At 52.9% G+C, this 19406-nt stretch carries 14 protein-coding genes; 6 read left to right on the top strand and 8 right to left on the bottom strand.

Features of this window, described 5'->3' with window-relative positions; translation table 11 throughout:
- Window positions 1–5 precede the first annotated feature (5 nt).
- A complete protein-coding gene (ntrC, locus tag FRIGORI9N_RS11250; RefSeq protein WP_159570910.1) occupies window positions 6–1589 on the top strand; it encodes a nitrogen regulation protein NR(I) in 1584 nt (527 codons plus the stop codon).
- Window positions 1590–1659: 70 nt separating this feature from the next.
- Here the strand turns inward: ntrC and FRIGORI9N_RS11245 are convergent, their stop codons facing one another.
- The 6 genes from FRIGORI9N_RS11245 to FRIGORI9N_RS11220 form a co-directional block, all read right to left on the bottom strand.
- A complete protein-coding gene (locus tag FRIGORI9N_RS11245; RefSeq protein WP_159570906.1) occupies window positions 1660–3729 on the bottom strand; it encodes a methyl-accepting chemotaxis protein in 2070 nt (689 codons plus the stop codon).
- 159 nt (window positions 3730–3888) lie between these two features.
- Complete coding sequence (xth, locus tag FRIGORI9N_RS11240; protein ID WP_159571824.1) at window positions 3889–4668, bottom strand: exodeoxyribonuclease III; 780 nt, start codon at window positions 4666–4668, stop codon at window positions 3889–3891.
- Between the two features lie 8 nt (window positions 4669–4676).
- A complete protein-coding gene (locus FRIGORI9N_RS11235) occupies window positions 4677–6734 on the bottom strand; it encodes a M3 family metallopeptidase (RefSeq protein WP_201301479.1) in 2058 nt (685 codons plus the stop codon).
- 39 nt (window positions 6735–6773) lie between these two features.
- Window positions 6774–7622: a bifunctional methylenetetrahydrofolate dehydrogenase/methenyltetrahydrofolate cyclohydrolase FolD gene (folD, locus tag FRIGORI9N_RS11230; protein ID WP_159570900.1), complete on the bottom strand. Its 849-nt coding sequence runs from the start codon at window positions 7620–7622 to the stop codon at window positions 6774–6776.
- A gap of 83 nt (window positions 7623–7705) precedes the next feature.
- Window positions 7706–8353: a response regulator transcription factor gene (locus FRIGORI9N_RS11225; protein ID WP_201301478.1), complete on the bottom strand. Its 648-nt coding sequence runs from the start codon at window positions 8351–8353 to the stop codon at window positions 7706–7708.
- A gap of 5 nt (window positions 8354–8358) precedes the next feature.
- Window positions 8359–10692, bottom strand: coding sequence for a PAS domain-containing sensor histidine kinase (locus tag FRIGORI9N_RS11220; RefSeq protein WP_159570897.1), 2334 nt, complete (start codon window positions 10690–10692; stop codon window positions 8359–8361).
- A gap of 231 nt (window positions 10693–10923) precedes the next feature.
- On the opposite strand from FRIGORI9N_RS11220, the gene aceE reads away from it, so the two are divergent.
- From aceE to phoU, 5 genes are all read left to right on the top strand, one after another.
- Complete coding sequence (aceE, locus tag FRIGORI9N_RS11215; RefSeq protein ID WP_159570894.1) at window positions 10924–13629, top strand: pyruvate dehydrogenase (acetyl-transferring), homodimeric type; 2706 nt, start codon at window positions 10924–10926, stop codon at window positions 13627–13629.
- Between the two features lie 14 nt (window positions 13630–13643).
- A complete protein-coding gene (gene aceF / locus FRIGORI9N_RS11210) occupies window positions 13644–14996 on the top strand; it encodes a dihydrolipoyllysine-residue acetyltransferase (protein ID WP_159570891.1) in 1353 nt (450 codons plus the stop codon).
- 13 nt (window positions 14997–15009) lie between these two features.
- Window positions 15010–16794: a dihydrolipoyl dehydrogenase gene (gene lpdA / locus FRIGORI9N_RS11205; protein WP_159570888.1), complete on the top strand. Its 1785-nt coding sequence runs from the start codon at window positions 15010–15012 to the stop codon at window positions 16792–16794.
- Between the two features lie 138 nt (window positions 16795–16932).
- Window positions 16933–17586, top strand: a complete 654-nt coding sequence (gene rpiA, locus FRIGORI9N_RS11200; protein ID WP_159570885.1) for a ribose-5-phosphate isomerase RpiA — start codon at window positions 16933–16935, stop codon at window positions 17584–17586.
- A gap of 145 nt (window positions 17587–17731) precedes the next feature.
- On the top strand, window positions 17732–18433 hold the full coding sequence (gene phoU / locus FRIGORI9N_RS11195) for a phosphate signaling complex protein PhoU (protein WP_159570877.1): 702 nt from the start codon (window positions 17732–17734) through the stop codon (window positions 18431–18433).
- A gap of 89 nt (window positions 18434–18522) precedes the next feature.
- Here the strand turns inward: phoU and FRIGORI9N_RS11190 are convergent, their stop codons facing one another.
- Complete coding sequence (locus tag FRIGORI9N_RS11190; RefSeq protein WP_008249931.1) at window positions 18523–18795, bottom strand: oxidative damage protection protein; 273 nt, start codon at window positions 18793–18795, stop codon at window positions 18523–18525.
- 29 nt (window positions 18796–18824) lie between these two features.
- Complete coding sequence (locus tag FRIGORI9N_RS11185; protein WP_236550875.1) at window positions 18825–19406, bottom strand: dihydrofolate reductase; 582 nt, start codon at window positions 19404–19406, stop codon at window positions 18825–18827.

The raw sequence follows: 19406 nt of genomic DNA, 5'->3' as shown, positions 1-19406 counted from the left end.
AATTAATGCGTCCAATTTGGGTTGTTGATGATGACCACTCCATTCGATGGGTGTTGCAAAAAGCAATTTCCCGCGAAGGAATTCCTTGCGAAATTTTTTCGTCCGCAGCCGAGGTTTTAGAACGACTGGAAACTGAGGTACCACAGGTATTGGTGTCAGATATTCGCATGCCAGGGCAAAGCGGGCTTACGCTACTGTCCAAGGTTCGCGAGCTTCAGCCTGATTTGCCGGTCATCATCATGACGGCTTATTCTGATTTGGACAGTGCGGTGTCTGCCTTTCAGGGTGGCGCATTTGAATACCTTCCCAAGCCATTCGACATAGAAAAAGCGGTTGAATTGATTCTGCGCGCAGTGCGCGAATCGCAAACGGAAGAGTTTGTTGAAGAAGCTGATTCGGCAGCCCCTGAAATATTGGGTCAGGCGCCCGCCATGCAAGACGTTTTTCGCGCCATCGGCCGTTTGTCGCAGTCCAACGTCACCGTATTGATTACGGGCGAGAGCGGCGCAGGCAAGGAATTGGTGGCCCGTGCCTTGCACCGCCACAGTCCGCGCGCAGTGAAGCCGTTTATTGCCTTGAATACGGCGGCCATTCCCAAAGACCTGCTTGAATCGGAATTGTTTGGTCACGAGCGTGGTTCCTTCACGGGTGCGCAGGCTCAACGGCAGGGCAGGTTTGAGCAGGCCGAGGGCGGCACGCTGTTTCTGGATGAAATTGGCGACATGCCCGCTGAACTGCAAACCCGTTTGCTCCGTGTGTTGTCTGACGGGCATTTTTACCGTGTGGGCGGCCAGCAACCGATCAAGGCCAATGTGCGGGTGATTGCAGCCACACACCAGAATCTGGATGAACGTGTGAAGCTTGGCATGTTCCGCGAGGATTTATATCACCGTTTGAATGTGATTCGTCTTCGATTGCCACCGCTTCGCGAGCGGCAGGAAGACATTCCCATTCTCGCCAAACACTTTCTCAATGTGTCGGCACGCGAACTGGGTACTGAAACCAAACGCCTGTCCGATTCAGCCATTCGAATCATCGGCGAATTCCCGTTTCCGGGCAATGTGCGCCAACTGGAAAACGTGTGCCGCTGGATCACTGTAATGGCACCTGCCCAATTGGTCGAGGCGCGTGATTTGCCTCCTGAGCTCAATGCCTTCCAGAACGAAGGTGCTAAAGCGCCGGATAAAATGGCGGAGAACTCCTCTACAAGCCCCAGCTTTTGGCGTGCCGAGGGCAGTCCTGTCTTGCCTGCAACAGATGCACAGGCATTGCCGCTGAACTCGGGCATGTCTGCCGGCAAGTATCCCGTTGATTCTGGCGTGGTGGATTCATTTTCGAATTCACCGGTGCCGGTTGGCAGTGTCAGTTGGCTTGAATTGCTGTTCATCGAGGCTGAAAAGGCATTGGAACGCGGCCAACCCGATGTGATGGATGCCTTAACTGCCCAGTTTGAAACCACCATGATTCAAGCTGCTTTGAAGGCAACACACGGCAAACGAATTGAAGCCGCTCAGCGTTTGGGAATAGGGCGCAACACCATTACCCGTAAAATTCAGGATCTGAATATTGATGTAAAAGACATCGATTGATTGGTTCAGCCCCACCAACAAAAAAGCCTCTGCATGCAGAGGCTTTTTTGTTACACCGGGTGGTGTGAAATTACATGTTTTTAACCTGAAACTTTTTCAGAATATTGGACAGATCGGTGGCCACACCCTTCAGGCCTGAAACAGCATTGGCCGCGCGGCGTGCCATGTCCAGGTTGCCTTCGGACAACTGGGCTACCACTTCCACTTGCTGGCCGATGCTTTCCGAGGCCTGGTTTTGCTCCAGCAAGGCAGCATGAATATTTTCAACTGAATGCGCTACCGCAGAAGAGTCTGCCGTAATTTGATTCATCGCCTGGCCTGCACGGTCCACAAGTTCCACGCCTTTTTTCACGCTTTCTACAGCCATGTCCATGTTGTTCACGGCCACGCCTGAGCTGTTTTGAATGGCTTCAATCATGCCGTGAATATCGTCGGTAGATTTGCGAGTGCGTTCAGCAAGCTTGCGCACCTCATCGGCCACAACAGAGAAACCTCGACCTTGTTCGCCGGCACGTGCGGCTTCAATGGCGGCATTCAAGGCCAGCAGGTTGGTTTGCTCTGCAATGCCCTTGATAATCAGCGCAATTTCAGAAATCTCGCGAGACTGTTCACCCAGTTGTTGAATCACACTGGCAGTTCCCTGAACGTTCTCGGAAATCTTGTGCATTTGCTGGGTGGCTGAATTGATCGCACCCAGACCATCATCAGCCAACTGGCGAGCCTTGTTGCTCACGTCTTTGGCTTCGGTTGCAGACTCACCCACGCTGGAGATGGAAGAAGACATTTCTTCAACTGCAGCAGCCATACCCGAGGCGGCATCGCTGCCCGATGCGGCACCCTTGCTCAATTCTTCGCTGGTTTGAACCAGATCTTCAGAAGCAAACTGAACTTGATCTGTGCTGCGTTTTACCGCGCCCAGCGCCTGTTCCATGCTTTCAGCCATGCGATTCATGCTGCGAGCCAGCAGGCTGATTTCGTTTTTCGTGGACACGCTGCCATTGGTCACATCGTCGGCAGCACGTGCGGTCATATCGCCATTGCCCAACTTCAAGGCCAAGGCAGTCAGTACTTTGGTAGAAGCAGTCAAGCGGTTGGTTACCCAAAACAGGGCCAAAGCAATTATTGCAGAGGCGATCAGGCCCATCACAACCATCATCGACGACATGGCGTAAATGGTGCTAAACATTTCAGAGGTAAGCGCGGGTGCAACAATGGCTGCACCGCCCCACTGGGGAACCTTGGTGAATGCAACAAACTCTGTGCGGCTTTCACCTGATTTCGGATCGTTCCAACTGACTTGTGTAATACCTTTGTCTTCCTTGCTCATCTTGTCGAGCAAGCCCGTCAAATCTGATTCTTTGGCTGCCAATTCCTTGAATTCATCGCCTTTGAGTTGCGAGTGAATCATTACTTTGCCTGCATTGGCGCCGGTGGTGTAAAGCACGTAAGGAATGCCAGTTTCGCCAATGCGCGTGCTCAACACGGCATTCTGAACATCGGCAAACAGATTGGTCATGTCAAAACCAATGTACAGCACCAAATCATGTTGACCGTTGGTGCTTTTAATCGGCAGGTACTTGGACATGTATCGCTTGCCGAACAGCAGGGCTTCACCCACATAGGTTTCGCCTTTAATCACCTTGGCGTAGCTTGGGTGGCTGCGATCCAGCTTGGTGCCCACGGCACGGTCGCCATTTTCTTTCTTCAAACTCGTGGAAATTCGCAGGTAGTCGTCGCCCGTGCGAACAAACACCGTGGCAATGCCACCGGTCATTTTTGTAAAGTTATCGACCACACCGTAGTTGCCGGTGATGAAAGTAGAATCCAGGGTAACCATGGGGCCGTCAATTTCAGGGGTAATTGAAATTGGCTGTTCTGGATCAACCAGTAACTCACCTTTGAACTCAACCTCAAACAATTCAGCAAGTTGCGTCACAGAGCCTTCTGACAGCTTGTAGGCAATTTCCATTGTTTGTCGCAAACCTTCAGCCTGAGTTGAAACGGCACGCTCGGTGCGCGCAGTGGCGGCATTGAAAGTGTAAGCAGCAGTAATGCCGACCAGACTCAATACAATCAAGGCCACCAAGGCGGCGCTGGTAAAGCTGATCTGTTTGGAAAGGGGCAGAGTCTTTAGGTTCATGATTCGGAGCGATTGGGAGGGTGATGAACAGCCTCGATCATCGCATCGCTTACCCCAGACTAATTGCCTAATTAGAGGGGTAAATCGCCTGCTATCAGTGTCTAAAGTACGGTTGTTGGGTTCAAGCATTCCCCCTTTTGGAAGGGGGGGGCTTGTCAATCAAATATTCAAGGTTGCAATTGCGGGGGCGTGGTCGGAAGGCTTTTCCCATTTGCGGGGGGCACGGTCAATCACGCTGGCTGTGCAATTCTCGGCAAGTGGCTTGGAAAGTAAAACATGGTCAATTCTCAAGCCTTTGTTTTTCTGAAAACCCAGCATGCGGTAATCCCACCACGAGAAGGTTTTCTCGGGTTGCTCAAACAGGCGAAAACTGTCGACCAAACCCATACCCAGAAGCGTGTTGAAGCGACTGCGTTCATCGTCTGAGCACAACACTTGCCCGGCCCAAGCCTTGGGGTCGTGCACATCGCGGTCGTCGGGGGCAATGTTGTAATCGCCCACCAAGGCCAGCTTTGGATATTGAGCAAGCCAGCCTTTGCAGTCTTTCAGCAAGGCATCCAGCCAGGCTTTTTTGTACTCGAACTTGTCCGAGCCCACTTCTGAGCCATTGACCACATAGGCGCTGATAAAGCGCAATTCACCGAATGTGGCTGCAATGACCCGCTTTTGTTCATCCGGAAAGCTGGGCAAGTTCACCTGCACATCTGCAGGCTCAGGCATGGTGGCTTTTTTGTACAGAATGGCCACGCCGTTGTAGGTTTTTTGACCTGCAAATACGGCACCGTATCCAGCGGCTTGAAGCTCGGCCACTGGAAAGTTCTCGTCAGTCAGTTTCAACTCTTGAAGGCCCAGCAAGTCAACCGGGTTGCTTTCAAGCCACTGCAAGAGGTGCGGCAAACGCACCTTCAGCGAATTCACATTCCAGGTTGCAAGTTGAATGTTGGCCATTACGCCGCCTGCCTGTTGTCAACCATGCCAGTGTGGCGAAGCAGGGCGTCGATACTGGGTTCGCGACCACGGAAGGCCTTGAACGATTCTGCTGCCGGGCGGCTGCCACCCACCGACAGTATTTCTTCCAGAAACTTCTTGCCGGTCTCCGGGCTTACCACTCCGTTTTCCTCGAACATGGCAAATGCATCGGCCGACAATACTTCAGCCCACTTGTAGCTGTAGTAACCCGCGGCATAGCCACCCGCAAAAATATGACCGAACGAATTGGGGAATCGGTTGTAGGCTGGGGGAATCAACACTGCCACCTCGCTGCGTACTTGGGCCAGCAGGTCCAGAATATTCGTTCCGCTGTGCGGGTCGAAATCGGTGTGCACCAGCATGTCGAACAAGGAAAACTCGATTTGGCGCAGGGTTTGCAAACCACTCTGGAAATTCTTGGCGGCCACCATTTTGTCGAACAAGGCTTGGGGCATTGGCTCGCCAGTGGTCTCGTGTGCAGTCAGTGATTCAACCACACTCCATTCCCAGGCAAAGTTTTCCATGAATTGCGATGGCAGCTCCACTGCATCCCATTCCACGCCATTGATGCCGGCCACATCCAGTTCGTCTACACGGGTCAGCATGTGGTGAATGCCATGCCCGAATTCATGAAACAGGGTTTGAACGTCGTCGTGCGAAAGTTGTGCCGGCTTGCCCGCTGCCGGTTTTGTGTAGTTGCAGGTGAGGTAAGCCACAGGTGTTTGCACACCTTGGTCTGTGCGTTTGCGGCCACGGGCATCGTCCATCCAGGCACCTGAGCGCTTGCTGGCACGCGCATACGGATCCAGGTAAAAGTGCGCAATCGCTTTGCCTTCTTTCTGAACTTCAAAGAAGCGTACATCGGGGTGCCAGGTGTCCGCCTGGGCTTTCACAATTTGCACGCTGAACAGCTTCTCGGTCAGCTTGAACAGACCATCCAGCACGCGGTCTTCCTGAAAGTATTGGCGCACTTCGAGATCACTGAAGGCGTATTTCTTTTCTTTCAGTTTTTCGGATGCATAGCTCATGTCCCAGCTTTGCAATTCATCCATGCCCAGCTCGGCTTTCGCAAATGCCTTGATTTCTTCAAGGTCACGCAAGGCAAATGGTTTGGCCTTCAGGGCCAATTCGCGCAGGAAGTTTACAACCTCACCGGGTGTGTTGGCCATTTTTGGAACCAGGCTCAATTCACCGAAATTCTTGTAACCCAACATTTGGGCTTCTTCAAGGCGCAGCTGGAGCAGCTCGCGGATCAGTGCCGTGTTGTCGAGCTCCGCAGGGCCGAATTCAGACGCGCGCTTTGCATAAGCCTCATAAAGGGTTTCGCGCAACTCGCGTTTGTCTGCGTACTGCAACACAGGAAAATAGGAGGGGAATTGAAGGGTGAATTTGTAGCCTTCCTTGCCCTCAGATTTCGCCAACTCTTCAGCGGCCTGAACTGCGTAATCGGGAATGCCAGCCAACTCGGCTTTGTCGGTCACGATCAGTTCAAAGGCATTGGTCGCGTCCAGCACGTTTTCAGAAAACTTGGCCGTAATGGCCGCCTGGCGGTCTTGAATTTCGGCGTAGCGCGGCTTTTGATCAGCCGGCAGTTCGGCACCGCCAAGCTTGAAGCCGCGAATGGAATTGGCCAGTACTTTCAGTCGCGCCGGTGTGAACAGCTTGGCTGCATCGCTTTGTTCAATGGCTTTGTATATGGCATACAGGCGTTCGTCCTGCCCAACCATGGTCCAGAATTCGGTGGTTTTTGGCAAACAGGCATTGTAGGCTGCGCGCAGTTCGTCGGTGTCGGCCACCGAATGCAGATGACCCACCACACCCCAAGCGCGGCTGAGCTGTTCACAGACCACATCCAGTGGCAGAAGGGTGTCTTCCCAAGTGGCTTGTTCTGGTGCGGTGCTGGCGGTTGTTTCCAGTTGTTTTTTTGCAGCCGCAAGCAGCGTGTCAATTGCTGGTTCCACGTGCTCGGTTTTGATATCCGAAAAACGAGGTAATCCGGAAAAGTCGAGTAGGGGGTTGCTCATGTTCGCGTTCATAGGTCTGGGGTCCTGCTAAAAAATGCTTAAAGGCTGCGCTTATATGCTGCGTTCAACCGCTTCAATTGTGTTTTGCAACAGCATGGTGATGGTCATGGGGCCAACGCCGCCAGGTACTGGCGTAATCCAGCCGGCCACTTCCTTGGCTGATTCAAAATCCACATCGCCGCACAATTTTCCGTCTGGCAGGCGATTAATACCCACATCGATCACCACTGCGCCGGGTTTGATCATGTCGCCAGTAATCATATTGGGGCGCCCCACCGCAACTACAAGTATGTCAGCGCGCTGGCAATGCGCTTTCAGGTCTTTGGTTTTGCTGTTGCACAAGGTGACCGTTGCACCTTGTTGCAGCAGCAACATGGCTTGGGGCTTGCCCACAATGTTGCTCGCGCCAATGACGACTGCTTCTGCGCCACGCAATTCAATGCCAGTCAATTCCAGCATTTTCATCACGCCGTAGGGCGTACACGGGCGAAACAGGGGTTTGCCTGTCATCAGCAAGCCTGCATTGCTGATGTGAAAGCCATCCACATCTTTTTCGGCGTTGATGGACTCAATCACCAAATGCGAATCCAGGTGCTTGGGCAATGGCAGTTGCACCAGAATGCCGTGGATGCTGGGGTCGGCATTCAGTTGTTCAACCAAGCCCACCAGCGCGTCCTGGCTGGTGTTTTCGGGCATGCGGTGCATGACCGATTTAAAGCCCGCTTTCTCGCACGCAGATACCTTGTTGCGCACATAAACCTGCGAGGCTGGGTCTTCACCCACAAGTACCACGGCCAAGCCCGGCTGGTGGCCCAGCGCGGTGAGTTCGGCAGCGCGCTTTGCAATGGTTTCACGAATTGAGGCAGCCAGTTCAGTGCCGCTGATAAGTTGTGCAGACATGGTTGAATGAGTTCTTAAATTTGAAATGGTTCAATTGAACAAGGCCCACCTTCAGGTTGGCAGTGGGCCTTGTTGAGAGATCGTCAGGACTGTGCCAATTCCGGTGATTTACGCAAGGCAATTTTCAACAAGTCGGCCACAGTGGTTACTTGCAGCTTGTCCATAATATTGGCGCGGTGGGCCTCTACTGTTTTAATGCTGATATTCAGGTCGTCGGCTATTTGTTTGTTCAAACGGCCAGAAACAATGCGCTCAAGCACCTGCAACTCACGCGTTGTCAGCTTGGAATACAGTTTGTTGATTTGTTCATCAAGTTTGGCAGTTTGTGCGAGTTCATGGGCAAGGCGCATGTGCTGGTGAATCAGGTCTTTGATTTTGCCTTCATCAAAGGGTTTTTCCAGAAAATCAACCGCGCCGTTTTTCATGGTTTCAACGGCCAGGGTGACATCGCCATGGCCGGTGATGAACACGATCGGAATCGGTATGCCGCGTTCATTCAGTGTTTTTTGAACTTCCAGGCCAGAAAGCTTGGGCATGCGTATGTCCAGCAGCAACACACAGGGCTGTGGCCATGCCAGTTGTTCCAGAAACAACTCAGGATCTTCATAGGTTTTTACCTGATATCCCTCGGTTTCAATCAACCATTGAAGCGAGTCTCGCACCGCCTCGTCATCGTCCACGATGAACACGGTTTCTTGTATTTCGGTGGGGCGTGGCTGGGTGTGGAGCATTGGCTTTATTCCATAACAGGTGGGTTGATGTGCGCAAGCACCGAGTCTTCGGCCAAGGGCAAGGTGAACTTGAACACGCTGCCTTGGCCTTGCGCGGGTTCTACCCACAATTGGCCTTGATGATACTCAATAATAGTACGACAGATGTTCAGCCCCATGCCCATTCCATCGGATTTGGTGGTGAAAAAGGACTCAAACAGCCGTTGACGAATTTCTTCGGGCACTCCAACACCGTGATCCCGAACTTCAATCAGGGCAAACTGAGCCGATTGGCCCACCTGGATTTCAATCAGTTTTTGCTCCGATGGCAAATGCCCCATGGCCTCAAGTCCGTTCTTGATCAAGTTCATGAGTACTTGCTCGATCAGCACGGGGTCTGCTACTACAGACATCAATGCGTCCGGCAGGTGCATTTCGATTCGTGCAGACTGGTGTTTCGCCTCCAGTCGCGAGAAGCTGATCGCATCCTCAATAATTTTTCCGATCGGGCAGGGGCCACGCTTGGGTTCCTGTTGCTTCACAAACTCGCGAATGCGGCGAATGACAGCTCCGGCGCGCTGGGCCTGGACATTGACCTTTTCCAGCACAGGCAGCAGTTCCTCAGGACTTACCTTGCCTGCTTTAAGGCGTGTGACGCTGCCCATGTTGTAGTTGGAAATGGCCGCCAGCGGCTGATTAATCTCGTGGGCCAGGGAGGAGGCAAGTTCACCCAGCGTGATTAATCGGGAGGTGAACTGCAGTTTTTCCTGTTGCTGACGTGACATGTCCTCGGCTTCCTTGCGCGAAGATATGTCGGTGGCCACCTGCATCACCACCGTTGCGCCGTCTACCCAGGAAATGGATCGTCTTCGAACCTCGTACCAACGCTGTGAAACGGGATTAAGCCACTCAAAAGGCTCATACAGGTTCACACGGTTTCGGCGATTCTTCGACATGCGTGGCGGCGTCGCTTTACCAAACCATTCGCGATGCAGCCGATTCACGAAAATATATTCGTCAAGCCCGGCCTCGGGGCCTTGCACGCAAACAGCGGCATCCAGCTCTTCGAGAATGCGAACAAACCGGCGGTGGGCTGCAGCCAGCTCATCGCGTACCCTGCGGGGTTCGGTGATGTCTGTCATTGAGGTCATCCAGCCACTTTGCTGGCCATCGCTATCGACCAGTGGCGAAACGTACATGCGCGCATCGAACACGCTGCCGTCGCGCCTGCGAACTTGCACTTCGATGCCCTTCTGCGGCGCGTTGCCCGACAAAATCAAGTCCAGATTGGTTTGCTGTTCCTCGTAAGACCGGTCTGGCCAATAAGGAAACGGCGGCGTCATGCCCACCAGTTCCGATTCCTTGTAGCCTGTCATCTTGCAAAAAGCTGGGTTGACATAGGTAATCCGCCCTTGCATGTCGATGGCTCGCATCCCGGTGACCACTGAGTCCTCCATCGCACGTCGAAACTTGGTCTCAGCCAACAATCGCTTCTCGGCCTGACTGCGAAGTTTCGCATGGCGAAACAGCAAGATAAAACTCCATACAATCACCAATGAAAGTCCAAACACGGCCCACGCCAGCATATTGGAGAACAGCTCGGTGTTGGTTTTGTAAAGCACTGCGCGCAGTTTCAGGCCGTGCCCCGGTGGGTCTAGCGGTACCTCGTGGCTTAGTTTGGCATTGTCGATCGACCGGCTGACATTGGACGCCACCGGGTTGCCCCCTCCGTCCACAATGCTGACCAGATAGAGTTGAACAAAAGACTCCGGCACTGCATCGTTGAGCAACGAGGCAAGGGGAATGGTCGCGGCAACTGTGCCAATGAAATCGCCCTTGTTAAAGATCGGGCTGTGAACTTCAATAAAAACCTTGCCGGATGGGTCCAGGAAAGGTCGTGAAAACACGGGCAGGCGAGTTTCCCTGGCGGTGTTGAATGCCCAGTAGCTCTCGGCATCTTCAATGGTCTGGAATAGGGGATGCAGCACTTCCGAGGATCGCGAAGCAGGCAGGGCCAAATTGGTGACCCGTCTTTCCTCATCAATAATCAGCACGCTGCTGACTTCCTGAAACTCATTTAGCAGGGCTTGGGCGGAAAAGCGAAACCCCTCAACATCACTGCTGTTTTGTTCAAAGCCACGGGCGATCTGGTTCAGGCGTTCTTGCGAGGCCAGCAAGCGGGTACGAATGGTTTGGCGTGCAAGTTCGACATCGCGGATTACCCGCAATTGGGTTTGATTTTGATCCTCGGAATGCAGGGTGTAGAAAAACGCCCCCATGGCGAGCAAAAACAGAATGATGCCCACCAGCGGGGTGGCCCAAACCAATGGGCTTGTACGGGGTTGATCGCTGAGGCGCACGGTCGAATCGGTCTCGAAATCCTGAAGATGACTGAAGTGTACAAAACAAGCGGGCAGGTGGGTTGACTGGATTCAAGGGGATTCGGGAAAATCCTTATAAATTCCACAATATGAAAACACAAATCATAATTTGAAACTTTATGAATTAGGTGTGATACTCTAATATCAACAGGAAATACAGCCAAAAGCTCGTACTTCTGCAAAAGAACCCAGAGACCCAAGGAGGAAGCAATGTCAGCGCAACTCGATTTCCCCGGATCGGACGATCCCGATTTCCAAGAAACCCAAGAATGGCTAGATGCCCTGGAGGCCGTGCTTGAACGCGAAGGCCCGGAGCGCGCGCATTACTTGCTCGAACAACTCATTGCCAAAGCCCGTTTAAGCGGTGCCTTTATTCCGTTTTCGGCGAACACCGAGTACGTGAACACCATCCCCGTGCACCTTGAAACCCGTTGCCCCGGCAACATGGAATACGAAGAGCGCCTGCGCAGCTGGATGCGCTGGAACGCCATGGCCATGGTGGTGCGTGCCAACAAAAAAAGCCCGCCCGATGGCGGGGACCTGGGTGGTCACATTGCGTCGTTTGCATCCCTGGCTACCATGCTGGGCGTGGGTTTTAACCACTTTTGGCATGCTGAAGATGAAAACCACGGCGGCGACTTGTTGTACCTTCAAGGCCATGTTTCTCCCGGTATTTATGCCCGCGCATTTCTAGAGGGTCGCCTAACCGAAGATCAACTGGACAACTTCCGCCAGGAAGTCGATGGCAAGGGTCTTTCAAGCTACCCCCACCCCAAGTTGATGCCTGAATTCTGGCAGTTCCCCACCGTGTCAATGGGTCTTGGCCCGTTGATGGGTATTTACCAAGCCCGTTTCCTGAAGTACCTGCACGCCCGCGGTATTTGCGATACATCCAAGCGCAAAGTGTGGGTGTTCTGCGGTGACGGTGAAATGGACGAACCCGAATCATTGGGCGCCATCGGCATGGCCGCGCGCGAGAAGCTCGACAACCTGGTGTTTGTGGTGAACTGTAACTTGCAGCGCCTGGATGGACCTGTGCGTGGTAACGGTAAAATTATTCAGGAACTCGAAGGCGAGTTCCGTGGTTCAGGCTGGAATGTACTCAAAGTAATTTGGGGCGGTTACTGGGATGAACTGCTGGCCCGCGACAAAGACGGGCTGATGCGCAAAGTCATGCTGGAAATGGTCGATGGCGAATACCAAAACTGCAAGGCCAACGACGGCGCTTATGTGCGTAAAAACTTCTTTGGCAAGCACCCCAAATTGCTGGAAATGGTTGCCCGCATGACCGACGAAGACATTTGGCGCCTGAACCGTGGCGGCCACGACCCGCACAAGGTACATGCTGCATACGATGCGGCCATGAAACACGAAGGTCAGCCTACAGTGATTCTTGCGAAAACCGTGAAAGGTTTTGGCATGGGCAAAGTGGGCCAAGGCAAGAACACCACCCACCAGCAAAAGAAGCTTGATATTCAATCCATCAAGGAATTTCGCGATCGTTTCAATATTCCGGTTTCCGACGACATCATCGACGAAGTACCTTTCTTCAAACCGGCCGACGATGCGCCAGAGATCAAGTACCTGCATGAGCGTCGCCAAGCTTTGGGCGGTTATTTGCCCAAGCGTCGCCGCGAGGCCGACGAAAAGCTGAAAGTACCAGGCCTGGATGCATTTGAATCGGTGCTGGAGCCCACCAAGGAAGGCCGTGAAATTTCCACCACACAGGCTTTTGTTCGCGTACTTACTGCATTGGTTCGCGACAAAGAACTGGGTCAGCGCATTGTGCCGATTGTGCCCGATGAAGCCCGCACTTTTGGTATGGAAGGCATGTTCCGTCAGTTGGGTATTTACTCCTCACAGGGGCAGTTGTACGAACCAGTGGATCGCGACCAGGTGATGTACTACCGCGAAGACAAGGCCGGCCAAATTCTGGAAGAGGGCATCAACGAAGCGGGTGCGTTCAGTTCCTGGATCGCGGCGGCCACGTCGTACTCCACCAACAACCGCGTCATGATTCCTTTCTACATTTATTACTCCATGTTCGGTTTCCAGCGTGTGGGCGATCTGGCCTGGGCCGCAGGCGATATGCAAGCGCGTGGCTTCCTGTTGGGCGGCACTGCAGGCCGCACCACATTGAATGGTGAAGGTTTGCAGCACGAAGATGGTCACAGCCATATTTTGTCTTCGACCATTCCCAACTGCGTTAGCTACGACCCCACATTTGCGCACGAACTGGCGGTGATCATTCAACATGGCTTGAAGCGCATGGTTGAAGATCAGGAAAACGTGTTTTATTACCTCACCGTGATGAACGAGAACTACGCGCAACCTGGTCTGAAAAAGGGCACCGAAGAGGGCATTCTGAAAGGCATGTATGTGTGCCGCGAATCTGCCTTGAAGAAAGCGGGCAAGAAACGCGTTCAGTTGTTGGGTTCGGGCACCATTTTGCGTGAATCACTGGAAGCTGCGGAGTTGCTTGAGAAAGACTGGGGTGTTGCTGCCGATGTGTGGTCAGTAACAAGTTTCACTGAGCTGCGCCGTGAAGGCCTGGATGTTGAACGTGAAAACATGCTGCACCCTGAGAAAAAATCCAAGCCTAGCTATGTCGAAAAAACGCTGGCAAAAACCGAAGGTCCAATTGTGGCTTCAACCGACTACATGAAGTTGTTTGCGGATCAAATTCGTCCATTCATGCCCAAAGGTCGTGAATACAAAGTATTGGGCACCGATGGTTTTGGTCGTTCCGATTTCCGCTCCAAGTTGCGTGAGCATTTTGAGGTGAACCGTCATTTCGTAACCGTTGCAGCATTGAAGGCCCTGGCCGATCAGGGTGAAATTCCCTTGAGCACCGTGGGTGATGCAATCAAGAAATACGGCATCAACCCCAACAAGCCCAACCCAGCCTACGCATAAAAAGGACGACTGAAATGACAATCGAAATCAAAGTACCCGACATCGGCGATTTTGACGGGGTGGAAATCATTGAGGTGCTGGTGAAAGCCGGTGACACCGTATCGGCGGAGCAATCCATCATCACGGTGGAATCTGACAAAGCCAGCATGGAAATTCCCTGCCCGCAAGCCGGCGTAGTAAAAGAACTGAAAGTGAAAATCGGCGACAAGGTTAAAGAAGGAACCTTGATGCTGATTCTGGAGCCTGCCGAAGGGGGTGCTGCTGCAGCGCCTAAATCTGAAGCGGCCCCAAAGGCAGAAGCACCGAAAGCTGAGGCAGCCAAAACGGAAGCACCGAAACCTGCAGCACCAGCCGCAGCGCCTGCGCCTGTTGCAAGCGCTGCGCCAGCGCCTGCTGCTCCAGTTGGTGCTGAGCCGCACAATCCAACAGCTGCACCGGTGAACGCACCGCACGCAAGCCCTTCCGTGCGCAAGTTTGCACGTGAACTGGGTGTGAATTTGACCACCGTGCAAGGCACTGGGCCCAAGGGTCGCATTACGCCCGACGACGTTCGCAATTTTGTGAAAGCTGCCGTTGCGGGAGTGGGTTCTTCTTCGACCGGTGCAGCCAAGGGCGGCAGTGGTGTCGGCCTTGATTTGTTGCCTTGGCCAAAAGTGGATTTCACCAAGTTTGGTGAAATTGAAGAGCAAGAGCTTTCTCGCATCAAGAAGCTGTCTGGCCCGAACTTGCATCGCAACTGGGTCATGATTCCCCACGTTACCCAGTTCGATGAAGCCGACATTACCGATCTGGAGCAATTCCGCAAAGACACCAATGCAGCTTTGGCCAAACAGGGCGTGAAGCTGACCATGCTGGCCTTCGTCATGAAAGCTTGCGTGGCCGTGCTGAAAAAGTACCCCGCTTTCAATGCCTCGCTAACCGAAGCTGGCGACAAGCTGATTGTTAAAAAGTACTGGAACATCGGGTTTGCAGCCGACACACCCAATGGTTTGGTGGTGCCTGTGATCAAAGGCGTTGACCAAAAAGGCTTTGCGCAAATTGCCAATGAATTGGGCGAGCTTTCCGCCCAGGCACGCGATGGCAAGCTGAAAGGTGCCGACATGCAAGGCGCCACATTCACGGTGTCATCGCTTGGCGGTGTCGGTGGAACCCTGTTCACCCCCATTATTAACGCACCAGAAGTTGCAATTCTCGGCTTGTCCAAATCGGCCATGAAACCGGTTTGGAACGGCAAGGAGTTCGAACCACGCCTGATGTTGCCTTTGAGTTTGAGTTACGACCACCGTGTCATCGACGGTGCCATGGCTGCCCGATTTACCACTGAGCTTGCTGGCGTGTTGGCCGACATGCGCAAAGTGCTGTTGTAAGGGGGATGAACACATGAAACTGATCGTTCCTGATATTGGTGATTTTGATTCCGTAGAAATTATTGAAGTGTTGGTGAAAGAAGGCGACAAAGTGAGCAAGGAGCAATCCTTGATCACGGTGGAGTCCGACAAAGCCAGCATGGAAATTCCGGCATCGGATGATGGCGTGGTTACCAAGCTGCTCGTGAAAGTGGGCGACAAAGTATCCAAGGGCAGCGAGATTTGCGAAATCAGTGGTGGTGGTGCTTCTGCTGCCGCCCCGGCTTCTGCCCCTGCCGCCGAGTCCAAGCCAGCAGCACCTGCGGTGGAGTCCAAACCGGCTGCGCCTGTGGCCGCTGCACCCGTGGCATCTGCTGGCCCCGCCAGCAGCTACAGTGGTCAAGTGGACCACACATGCGATGTGTTGGTGTTGGGCGCAGGCCCAGGTGGATATTCCGCTGCCTTCCGCAGTGCCGACCTTGGCATGAACACAATTCTGGTTGAACGGTACAGCACCTTGGGTGGTGTGTGTTTGAACGTGGGTTGCATTCCTTCCAAAGCACTGTTGCACACTGCACAGGTGCTTGAAGAAGCGCAGCACATGGGCGAGCATGGCATTGCATTTGCCAAACCGAAAATCGACCTCGACAAACTGCGCGCGCACAAAGCAGGCGTAGTGGGCAAGCTGACCGGTGGTTTGGCTGGCATGGCCAAGGGCCGCAAGGTAAAAACCCTGCAAGGTGTGGGCAGCTTTTTGAGCGCCAATCACCTGGAAGTGGTGGCTGCCGATGGCGGCAAACAAGTGGTGCAATTCGGCAAGGCAATTGTTGCTGCTGGTTCGCAACCTGTGCATTTGCCATTTATTCCTGAAGATCCGCGAATTGTCGATTCCACCGGTGCCCTTGAACTGCCGTTTGTTCCCAAACGCATGTTGATTATTGGCGGGGGCATCATCGGCCTTGAAATGGCCACTGTGTATTCCGCGCTGGGCGCACGCCTTGATGTGGTCGAAATGCTCGATGGCCTGATGCAAGGTGCTGACCGTGATTTGGTCAAGGTTTGGCAGAAGCGCAATACACCGCGTTTTGACAACATCATGATGAAAACCAAAACCGTGGGGGTGGAGGCCACCAAGAAAGGCATTTTGGTAACTTTCGAAGGTGAGCAAGCCCCGAAAGAACCCCAGCTTTACGACATGGTGTTGGTGTCAGTGGGCCGTACGCCCAATGGCAAAAAAATTGGTGCTGACAAAGCAGGTGTTTCTGTCACTGACCGTGGCTTTATCCCGGTGGACAAGCAAATGCGCACCAACGTGCCGAATATTTTCGCCATCGGCGATGTAGTGGGGCAACCCATGTTGGCGCACAAGGCTGTGCATGAAGCCCATGTGGCCGCTGAAGCCGCTGCGGATGAAAAAGCCTATTTCGATGCTCGGGTTATTCCAAGCGTGGCCTATACCCACCCCGAGGTGGCCTGGGTCGGTCTGACTGAAGACCAGGCCAAAGACCAAGGCATTAAAGTGGGCAAAGCGGTATTCCCGTGGGCGGCGTCCGGTCGTGCCATTGCCAACAACGCCGATGATGGCTTCACCAAACTTCTGTTTGATGAGGAAACCAAGCGTGTGGTGGGCGGCGGTATTGTCGGCATGAATGCCGGCGACTTGATCGGCGAAGTATGCCTGGCCGTAGAAATGGGCGCAGACGCTGTCGACATTGGCAAAACCATTCACCCCCACCCAACCCTGTGTGAAAGTGTGGGCATGGCTGCTGAGGTTTACAAAGGTGTGTGTACCGATTTACCAGCACAGAAAAAGAAGTAAACACAGACCTCTTGGTCGCAAAGTGAGGAAAAACCAACTGCATGCAGTTGGTTTTTTCTTTTCCGCTTCACTTCTGCCTTTAAAATACGGTTTACCCGTCAGCACACTCAATATCAATCAGGAATATCAACACCCATCATGGATGCTCTAACACTGAAGAAAATGGTGGCCAAGGCCGCGCTTGAATATGTCCAGCCGGGCACCGTACTCGGTGTGGGCACTGGGTCGACTGTGGATTGCTTCATTGATGCCTTGGCCGAGTCAGGCATTCAACTCAAGGGTGCAGTGTCATCTTCCGTGCGTTCCGAGAAAAAGCTGCGTGAAATTGGCGTGCCGATTGTCGACATGAACGATGTAGAAAGTCTGTCGATTTACGTGGACGGCGCTGATGAAGTGGATCCAGCGAATTGCCTGATCAAGGGTGGTGGCGGTGCCAACACCCGTGAGAAAATTGTGGCCGATATTTCTGAAAAATTTGTTTGTATCGCAGACCAATCGAAGCTGGTGCAAGTGCTGGGGGCTTTCCCTTTGCCAGTTGAGGTTTTGCCCATGGCGCGCAATGCGATTGCTCGAAAGCTCGAAGCCTTGGGTGGTCAGGTGAAATTGCGCGAAGGTTTTACCACCGACAATGGCAACATCATTCTGGATGTGAGTGGCTTGAAAATCACCGATCCGGTTGCCATGGAAAAAGAGATTAATCATTGGCCGGGCGTGGTAACCAACGGGCTTTTTGCGATTCGAAAGGCCGATGTGGTGCTAATAGCGACAGCAGAGGGCATAAAAACCCTTTAATCCCACATGCAGACAGGATGAAGGCCTGAATAATTGTGTAGAACATGGCAGAATAAAGTGACGATGTGGCTCGGTTTGACAAATTCCTGTCATGTGCTTGTGCCACATTGCATCGTTACAACAATTATCCGGTTAAGGAAGACAAATGACTGAACACACCTCCAAACAGTACGACGCCGAACTGGAGTCGCTGCGCACTCGCGTTCTACAGATGGGCGGCCTGGTGGAGAATCAGATCGTGTCAGCAATCGAGGGTCTGGGTGCGGCCGATACCAACATTTTCAAGGAGGTGATTCGTCGCGAGAAAGAGGTCAACGACATCGAACTTGAAATTGATGAATTGTGTAACCATATCCTTGCGCGTCGCCAACCAGCAGCCGTCGATTTGCGTTCCGTGATTGTGGCCATCAAAATGATTCGCGACCTTGAACGCATTGGCGATGAAGCCGAAAAAGTGGCTCGCATGGGCATGATGATTGCCGATGCCGGTAAGCACTTTGTACCCAAAGTCGATTTGCACCGCATTGCCAGCAACGCCATTGCCATGTTGCGCAAGGTGTTGGATTCATACGCTCGGGTTAATGCGGTTTCCGCGGCTGAAGTGGTGAAGGCGGATATAGAGGTGGACGACGAATTCAAGGCGATTTTGCGCCAGTTGATCACCTTTATGATGGAAGACCCACGCACCATTTCTCGTTCTATTGAAATTTTGTTTATTGCAAAAGCAATTGAACGAATTGGCGACCATTCCAAAAATATGTCTGAACACGTGGTTTACATGGTCAAAGGGCGTGACGTTCGCCACCAAGGTCCAGAGGCAGTTGCCCAAGAAGCCTCGGGGAACTGATCAACCACTGTTTGTGCCTGAGTAAAACTATAAAGCCCGCTTCATTACTGTGTAGCGGGCTTTTTTTTAGCTAAATTTGCTTCGATCAATCAGTTGCTGGGTGGTACATAACCCGCTGCCTGTTCGGCACCATCGCCAAAGAAATGCTTTTCCATTTGCTCCATCAGGTACTTGCGGGCGCGTGCATCAGCCAGGCTCAGGCGGTTTTCGTTGACGAGCATGGTTTGGTGCTTTAACCAGTCTTGCCAGGCTTGTTTGGACACGTTTTCAAAAATTTTCTTGCCCAATTCACCGGGTGCGGGGGGGAAGTCCAGCCCTTCGGCTTCTTTACCCAATTTAATGCAGTTCACTGTGCGTGCCATTTCTTACTCCTTCTAACCCTGTAAAGGGTTTAATTCTTCGCGGGGTGATTGTCTACTTTTGCGTATTTTACAAAATCAAAGCCCCATGCGCGTTCGCTGGTGGCTGGATTGACGATTCGATCTGTTTCCCCGAACCTGGATCGGTCCCAATCTGGAAAACTGGCATCACCGTCAAAGTCGTGATGGATCTCTGTCAGAATCAACTCGTCGACCAGGTTCTGGTTCAGTGCCTGTTGATACAAGTTGCTGCCGCCAATCAAAAATACCTGTTCAAAGCCTGCAAGCCATTTCAGTGCATTGGGCAAGTTTGTGGCTGTGGCAATTTGAGTGGCGCTGCCTTCCGGTAGCGCTGCAGGGTAAGCGATTACGTTTCGAGGCGTGCCGTCTTTGGCGGGGGCGGGCGTCCATTCCGCGTTGCCCGACAACACCACGTTCAGGCGACCAGGCAGCGGTCGATTAATCGACTCATAGGTTTTTCTGCCCATTAAAACCGGGCACCCCAGGGTGGTTTGCTTGAAAAAAGCCAGGTCTTCGGGCAAATGCCAGGGAAGGCTGTTGTTGATGCCGATAATGCCGTTCTTGGCCACCGCAGCCACAATGGATACTTTCAT

It is taken from the genome of Limnobacter sp. 130 (assembly GCF_902506325.1).
Classification (GTDB): Bacteria; Pseudomonadota; Gammaproteobacteria; order Burkholderiales; family Burkholderiaceae_B; genus Limnobacter.
Note: the sequence above shows the minus strand (reverse complement) of the source record. Positions and strands in the feature narration are given on the sequence as shown.